Source organism: Nocardia aurea (assembly GCF_003123685.1).
GTDB lineage: Bacteria > Actinomycetota > Actinomycetes > Mycobacteriales > Mycobacteriaceae > Nocardia > Nocardia aurea.
On record NZ_QCYJ01000016.1, the window covers coordinates 1 to 5647 of the forward strand.

The 5647-nt window shown below is 71.6% G+C and carries 5 protein-coding genes; 2 read left to right on the top strand and 3 right to left on the bottom strand.

Features of this window, described 5'->3' with window-relative positions:
* From DAT37_RS04180 to DAT37_RS04190, 3 genes are all read right to left on the bottom strand, one after another.
* Positions 1–698, bottom strand: a 698-nt coding sequence (locus DAT37_RS04180) for a maleate cis-trans isomerase family protein (protein WP_269814734.1), incomplete at its 3' end; no start/stop codon positions are given.
* Between the two features lie 32 nt (positions 699–730).
* On the bottom strand, positions 731–1624 hold the full coding sequence (locus tag DAT37_RS04185; protein WP_109523354.1) for a fumarylacetoacetate hydrolase family protein: 894 nt from the start codon (positions 1622–1624) through the stop codon (positions 731–733).
* Between the two features lie 17 nt (positions 1625–1641).
* On the bottom strand, positions 1642–2754 hold the full coding sequence (locus tag DAT37_RS04190) for a cupin domain-containing protein (RefSeq protein WP_109523355.1): 1113 nt from the start codon (positions 2752–2754) through the stop codon (positions 1642–1644).
* A 91-nt stretch (positions 2755–2845) separates the two neighbouring features.
* Here DAT37_RS04190 and DAT37_RS04195 point away from each other — a divergent pair, with 91 nt between their 5' ends.
* A complete protein-coding gene (locus DAT37_RS04195) occupies positions 2846–3352 on the top strand; it encodes an acyl-CoA thioesterase (protein WP_109523356.1) in 507 nt (168 codons plus the stop codon).
* A 41-nt stretch (positions 3353–3393) separates the two neighbouring features.
* Positions 3394–5647 (top strand): oxidoreductase (locus DAT37_RS04200; protein ID WP_109523357.1); only part of this gene is annotated, 2254 nt, incomplete at its 3' end.

Consider the following 5647-nt stretch of genomic DNA (forward strand, 5'->3'; position numbering starts at 1 on the left):
AGAACCCGCATCATCTGGTGGGCGGTGGCGATGGAGGCGGACAGCACCGGCTTGCCCAGCTCGTTCTCCACGATCTCGACCGATGCCAGCGACGGCATCTGCACGCATGCGGAGAGCACGACCGCGTCGGCGTCCGCGTGGTCGAGCCGCCGCGCGATCGACACGAGCCGCGCGGGGTCGTGGGCCGCGACCTCGAGGTTGTCCGGGATCTCCAGAGCCTCGAAGTCGGCGACCTCGATCCCCTCGTCGCGGATGTAGTCCACGACCATGCGGGTGAGCGGGCGCAGGTAGGGGGCGATGAGCGCGATCCGCCGGGCCTTGAGCACCCGCAGCCCACGCACCAGGGCTCCAGCGCTCGTCACCACCGGGGCCGGCGCCCCGTTCTCCGCGGCGGCGGCGCGCAGCTTCTTCTCCGACTCGCGGTGGTAGCCGGGTCCCATGCTCATGATCGCTACGAGGCACGCGTACCCGAGCACGTCCACGCGGGCGTCGGACAGCTCCGTGGCGCACCGTGTGGACTCCGCGTCCATCGCGGCGAGCTCCTCCTCGCGTACCTGCCTCATCCGCATCCGGCTGGAGTGGAACGTGAAGCGCTCCGGCTCCACGCGCTCGCGGGCCCGGAACAGCGCCGGGATCTCGGTCTCCATGGTGACGTTCGAACTCGGCACGATCTGGCCGATCCGGAAGGTCTGGGTCATCGTCGTGGGCTCCTGTCGGGGCGGGGAACTGCTCAGCGGGCGTCGACGACCGGGTTGCGCAGGGTGCCGATCGACTCGACGGTGGCCTCCACCACGTCGCCGGGCCGCAGGAACTGCGGCGGGGTCAGGCCGGCCCCCACCCCGGCGGGCGAGCCGGTGGCGATGACGTCGCCGGGCTCTAGCGTGATACCGGAGGTGATGTCGGCGATCAGCTGGGGGATCCTGAAGAGCATGTAGCGGCTGTTGGCCTTCTGCTTGACCTCGCCGTTGACGCGCAGCGAGAGGTCGAGGGCGTGCGGGTCGGGAACGTCGCCGACGGTGCGGACAGCCGGCCCGAACGGGGCGAATGAGTCCTGCCCCTTGGAGAAGAACCACTGGCCCGAGCGCCGCTGGTCGCGTGCGCTGATGTCGTTGACGATGCTGTAGCCGAAGACGTGGTCCAGCGCGTCGCGTTCGGCGACCTTCTTCGCGGTCCTGCCGATGACGACGGCCAGCTCGCACTCCCAGTCGAGCTGGGCGGTGAGGTCGCCGTTGTGCAGGATGGGCTCGCCGGGCCCGACGACCGCGGTGCCCGGCTTGCTGAAGAGCACCGGCCGCTGCGGGAGCGCCTTGTCGGTGTCCAGGGCCCTGGCCGACTCGGCGATGTGCTCGGTGTAGTTCAGCCCGACACCGATGATCTTGCCGGGGCGGAACGGCGCGCGCAGGGTGACCTCGTCGACCGGGAGCAGTTCCGAGTCCGGCGTGTCCGCGAGGAGGTCGGCGATCCGGGCGACGGCGGAGTCGCCGGCGCGGATGAGGCCGAGCAGCGTGCCCGGGATCTCGCCGCCCGCGCGGGCGGCGAGGGCGGCGATGCCGGCCACCCGGTCATCGCGGAGCACGCCGGCCTGGTCGGGTCCGCCGTCGCGGGAAAAGGTGATGAGCAGCACGGGGTTTCTCCTCCGGGTCAGGCGATCGGCTGGTGGCCGCCGTCGTCGGTGCTGGCCTCTTCGCGCCAGAACGTCAGCGACCGCATGACCGGGAAGTCGTTGAACGAGAACAGGCAGGCGTCCTCCGAGGCGCTGGCGTTGGCGTGCTCGTGCCATGCCCAGGAGGGCACGCAGAAGATGTCGCCCTCGCTCCAGTCGAACCGCCGGCCGGCGATGACGGAGTGACCGCTGCCCTTGGCGACGTTGTAGATCACCGAGCCGGTGTGCCGGTGGGCCTGCGTCGCCTCACCGGGGCGCAGGAGCTGCATGTGCGCGCTCATGGTCGGCATGACGGAGCCGCCGGTGAGCGGGTTGCCGTATTCCATGATGACGCCGTCGTACGGGGAGCCGTCGCTCGCCTTCGCCGCGTCGAGCAGGGCCTCGTAGGTCGGCTCCCACGGGTAGGCGAACAGCGGCGAGTAGGGCTTGCTCCACGCGCCGGCCGGCCCCACGGGCCGCATGCTCCCGGCGCCGTAGGTCAGCAGCGAGGAGTTGATCACCTTTCCGGGCTCCTGGTAGAGGTCCGGGTGCACTTCGTAGAAGCCCGCGTCGAGCGCGTTCACCAGGGGGATGTCGAGCCCGTCCTGCCAGATGCACGGGGTGTCGGCCGATTCGTTGCCGTGCTCGTGCCAGGCCCAGTTCGGCGTGATCGCGAAGTCGCGCGGCCCCACCTTGAGCTTCTGGCCGTCCACGATGGTCCAGGCGCCTTCGCCCTCGACGACGAAGCGCAGGGCGGCGGCCTGGTGGCGGTGGGCGGTCATCGACTCACCGGGCCCCATGATCTGCAGACCGGTGTAGAGCAGGCCGACCGCGGCGGCGACGTCCCTGCGCTCGGGGTTGGTGAGCATGACCACGCGCCTGCCGGCGTCGTCCGCCTTGACCAGGTCGAGGGACCGCATCACGAGCGGCCGCAGATCGGCGTAGCGCCACAGCACCGGCACCGAGGCGGGCTGCGGGAACCACGGCTCGATCTTGTTCGCGACCGTCCACAGCGCACCGGCCTCGTAGGCGGCCAGCTCCTCGTAGTAGTCCCTGAGTTCGTCGTTGTCGGTGACTCTGGCGCGACCGAGCACGTCGTCGCTGAGTGTCATGTCGCCCCCTCCGTCCGTCTATGTTGTTTTGTTGACGGTCGTCATGAAACCGCGCTACCGTGACCGCTGTCAAGAGAGCGGAGGACCCGAAATGGCGACCACCCCGGCAGGCGAGCTGTTCGAGCCGCCCGAGCCACCCGGCGAGCCTCCTGGGGTTCCCGAGCCTTCCGAGGCTTCCGAGCCTTCCGAGCTGTCCGGGCTGCCCGAGGTGACGATCGAGCGCGCCGTCGAGTGGCATGACACCGACGCGGCCGGGCACCAGCACCACTCCGCGATCCTGCGCTGGGTGGAGAGCGCCGAGGCCGAGCTGCTGCGCGGGCTGGGCCTTTCCTGGCTGTTCGGCCGGACGCCGCGGATCCGCCACGAGGTCGGCTACCACGCCCGTCTGTGGTTCGGGGAGACGGTGCGCATCCGCCTGCGCGTGCAGTCCGTGGGTCGCACGTCCCTGCGGTACGCCTTCGAGGTTCACGGCGGCGCGGGCGTCGCCGCCGACGGCGTTGTGATCATCGCTCACGCGGAGCCGCACGCGATGTCCGCGACCCCGTGGCCGTCCGAGGTGCGCGCCAGGCTGTCGGCCGCCGAGGGGCGGACAGCGTGAGACGGCCCGCGAACTCGCCAGTGTTGAGGAGGAGGAACGCCATGCGGATCGCGGTGATCGGCGGCGGCCCCGGAGGGATGTACTTCGCGGCCCTGGCCAAACAGCTCGATCCGAGCCGGGAGATCACGGTGTGGGAGCGCAACGCCGCCGACGACACGTTCGGGTTCGGCGTGGTGTTCTCCGACGAGACCCTCGGCGGGATCGCCCACGCGGACCCGACCGTGTTCGACGCGATGCGGGCGGAGTTCGCTCAGTGGACCGACATCGACATCCACTACCGCGGCAGCGTGCAGGTTTCGGGCGGCCACGGATTCGCCGCGATCTCGCGCAAGCGGCTGCTGCAGATTCTGCGCGAACGCTGCCTCTGCCTCGGCGTCGACGTGCGCCACCGGACCGAGGCCCCGCCCGCCGCGCGACTGGCCGCCGAGTACGACCTGGTGGTCGCCGCCGACGGGGTCAACTCGGCAACCCGCTCCGCCCACGCCGAGGTGTTCGGCCCCGACCTGGACGTGCGCGACTGCCGCTTCATGTGGCTGGCCACCGACAAGGTCTTCGAGGCGTTCACCTTCGTCGTCGCCGAGACCTCGCACGGCCCGGTGCACGTCCACGCCTATCCGTTCAGTGCCGACCGCAGCACGTTCATCATCGAGATGGCCGAGCGCACGTGGCTCGACGCGGGATTCGACGTGCCCGCCGCGCGGGAGTACCGGCCGGCCGAGAGCGACGAGGAGAGTGTGGCGATGTGCGAGCGGCTGCTCGGCGACACCCTCGCCGGGCACCGGCTCATCACCAACAACTCCAGGTGGCTCCGCTTCACGACCGTGCGCAATCGCACCTGGCGGCACGGCAACATCGTGCTGCTCGGCGACGCGGCGCACACCGCGCACTTCTCCATCGGCTCCGGGACGAAGCTGGCGATGGAGGACGCGGTCGCGCTGGCGAGCAGCCTGCAACAGCTCGGCCCCGCCATCGAACGCGACCTCGGGCGCGGCATCGAGGCGGCGCTCGAACGCTACGAGGCCGACCGCAGGCCCGTGGTCGAGTCGACCCAGCGAGCCGCGCAGGCCAGCCTGGAATGGTTCGAGACGGTCGAGCGATCTCTCGGCCAGGCGCCGGAGCAGTTCGCGTTCAACCTGCTGACCCGCAGCAGGCGGGTCACCTACGACAACCTGCGGCTGCGCGATCCCGACTACGTGGCCCGCCTCGACACCTGGTTCGACCGGCGCTCCGGCGGTCGCGGCGCCCCGCCTCCGCCACCGCTGTTCCAGCCGTACGCGATGGGCGGGCGGCACCTGGTCAACCGCGTCGTCGCGGCTCCGATCGCCACCTACACCGCCGTGGACGGCGTCCCCGGCGACGCCGAGCTCCTGCACCTCACCAGCAAGGCGCTCGGCGGCGCGGGCCTCGTGCTGACCGGGATGACCGCGGTCAGCGAGACCGGCCGCGCCACACCTGCCTGCCCGGGGATGTACGCCGACGAGCACGTGGCCGCCTGGCGCCGTATCACCGAGCTGGTCCACCGGCACTCCGGCGCGGCGATCGGGGTCCAGCTCACCCACGCGGGGCCGAAGGCGTCGACCCGCCCGCCGGAGCGGGGCGCGCTGGGCGAACCGCTGCCCGAGGGCGGGTGGCCGGTCGTGGGACCGTCGCCCATCCCGTACGGTCGCCACCCCGAGCCGAGGCCCCTCACCGAGGCCGAACTGGAGGAGATCGCCGCGCAGTTCGCCGCGGCGGCGCGCCGCGCGGACGAGGCCGGATTCGACGTAGTGGAGATCCAGGCCGGGCACGGATTCCTGCTCTCGGCGTTCCTGTCCCCGCTGACCAACCGGCGCACCGACCACTACGGCGGGACCCTGGAGAACCGGATGCGCTTCCCCCTCGCCGTGCTCGGCGCGGTACGCGCGCGGTGGCCGGCGGACAAGCCGGTCATCGTCCGGATATCGGCCGTGGACTGGGCCGAAGGGGGCACCTCGGCGGCGGACTCGGTGCGGATCGCCGCGGCGTTCGGCGCTCACGGCGCGAGCGCCGTCGACGTGTCGACCGGCGAGGTCGTGGCGCACGAGCGACCGCAGTACGAGCGCAGCTACCAGACGCCGTTCGCCGAGCGGATCCGCGCGGAGGCCGGCGTGCCCACCATCGCGGTCGGCGCCATCTCGACCTACGACGACGCCAACTCGCTGATCCTGGCCGGCCGCGCCGACCTGATCGCGGTCGGACGGGCGCACCTGCACGATCCGGCCTGGACGCTGCACGCCGCCGCGGAGATGGGCTACCGGGGGCCGGGCGCGCAGTGGC

Excerpts from the sequence above, each read along its gene's own strand:
- DAT37_RS04195 (WP_109523356.1), top strand. The coding sequence starts at position 2,846 with ATGGCGACCACCCCGGCAGGCGAGCTGTTCGAGCCGCCCGAGCCACCC.
- DAT37_RS04190 (WP_109523355.1), bottom strand. The coding sequence starts at position 2,754 with ATGACACTCAGCGACGACGTGCTCGGTCGCGCCAGAGTCACCGACAAC.